Annotated in this window: 1 protein-coding gene; it reads right to left on the reverse strand. The window is 50.8% G+C overall.

Annotated elements, in window-relative coordinates:
* Positions 1-99: 99 nt before the first annotated feature.
* Positions 100-1,524, reverse strand: a complete 1,425-nt coding sequence (locus Q0238_RS03680) for a cytochrome C (protein ID WP_297943004.1) — start codon at positions 1,522-1,524, stop codon at positions 100-102.
* Positions 1,525-1,890: the final 366 nt, after the last annotated feature.

Consider the following 1,890-nt stretch of genomic DNA (forward strand, 5'->3'; position numbering starts at 1 on the left):
CCGAGGCCAAATAGCCCATAAGCTCCGTCTTGATTAAATTTAAAGAACACGACGCCGATTTTTGCGCGGGCGCGGGGCGCAAATTTTAAAAGCCTACCCTCACGTGCACTGAAAGCAGCCGCCCAAAACCTCGCATTTCTCGCAGATCTGCACGTATATGATCCCCTCGCCCTGCACCAGCTCGCCGAATGGGATCTGCGCTAGATGCTTCATCGTCCCGCCGCAGCTAGGGCAGCTCAGATACGCGGCGTCCTGCACCCACTGCGGATAGCCGCCCACGGTCGTATCAAGCTCGCTAAAGCAGCCGTAAAAGGGCGATACTTCGCCGCTTAGCTTAAATTTCATACCGCTCAGCCGCGCCATATCCTGCTGAGAAAAGTAGCTTTTCTCCATCCCTTCGCCCTCGCAGCGCATCTGCAGTTCGCCGTCCGCGCCGCATTTGCAAAAATACATTACCGAACCGACGCAGGTCGGGCAGCAGCGAAAGATCGCGTCGCGCTTTAAATTTAAAAACGCAAGCCGCGGCTCATCGGCCTTAAGACGCAGCATATCGAGCATCTCGCAGCCGCAAAACTCGCACTTTTGCCCCGTAGGTTTGCCGATTTGTACGGGCTCATCCGCGTTTTGGTTTGCGCCTTCGTAGCGGGCGTCCTTTGCATTTTCGCTTAAATTTAAACTGCCACTAGCGTCTTTTTGCGCGTCTGATTTGAAATTCGCGCGTTCGTTCTGCAAGATCGCGTCTTCGTCCATGCTTGCGTGAGCACTTTGCGCGCCCGCGTGTAAATTTGAAGTTTTATCCACGCCGTTTTGCGCGTTTTGTTCGTAATTTTCGCCGCCCGCGCCGCCTTTGAAATTTAAAATTTCACTCATGCCGCTCGCGTTTTTGCTTCGCGCGCCGACGTCGTCGCCTCCGCGCTCGCTAGCGCAGCCGCCGTTTTTCTCTGTGCTATCTTTTACGCGCACCGCGGCGAGACACTTATCAAAAACGAGCGATTTTCGCTCGCCCCTCTTATCAAAGCTCCAGCCGCCGATTTGTGCGTAAACTTCGGTGCCTGCGTAGAGCTTTTGGCGCCACGGCCTTGGGTTTTGATACAGCTCATAAAAAAGCTGCGTCGTCTGCTCGTCACCCTGCCACGCAAGCGCGCACAGTAGGTCGTTTAGAGTGTTTTTGGCATTGTCTTGTAGCGAGTCTAGTTTTGCTATGAGCGCGTCTCTTACGCCCTTAGGCGCGCCGAAGTAAAGCTCCGGCGGGCAGTATATCTCCGCCGCCGTGGCGGCTCGCGCGATCCTTGGATCGTGGATACCCAGCAGGCTAAAAAGCGCCCAAAAATCATTGTAAATCTCATCCCATTTTTCGATCTCGTCGATGCGGTCTGCGATTTTTAGGATCATCGCCTCCACTTCGTCCGCGCTTAGGTTTAAAATCTCCTCTCGCCTCTGCCTTTGGCTGCACGAGTGGCAGATGCCGTCAAAATAGATCGTGTTTTCGCCGCATTTTGGGCATAGATAGGCTTTGCTTTGCATTTTATCTCCTTAAATTTGGATTTAAATTTCGTCAAATTTTAGCTAAATTTTACTGTTTTGTGGCGATCAAGCGCGGTTTAGAATTTATGCCGCATTGAACGAGAGGCTTTATAATACACCTAAAATGCGTTATTTACAAATGGAATTCAAGCTGAAAGAGATGTGAATTTTAAAATTACAATAGAAGTAGGGTGGGTTTGCGAGATCGATCGGAATTCATCTTCGAAAAGACAAATTCCACTTTTGTGCGCTTAGGCGCAAATCACTTTTCAATGTGATGTTTGACTAGATACTCGATGATATTTACCGCATTATCGATGCCGCAATACGACGTGTCGATGCAGATATTGTAGTTTGCGGACGCGC

Source organism: uncultured Campylobacter sp., assembly GCF_938045775.1.
Taxonomy (GTDB): domain Bacteria; phylum Campylobacterota; class Campylobacteria; order Campylobacterales; family Campylobacteraceae; genus Campylobacter_B.

What these genes read in the sequence shown, in the direction of transcription:
- Q0238_RS03680 (WP_297943004.1), bottom strand. Translation starts at nt 1,524, where the DNA reads ATGCAAAGCAAAGCCTATCTATGCCCAAAATGCGGCGAAAACACGATC.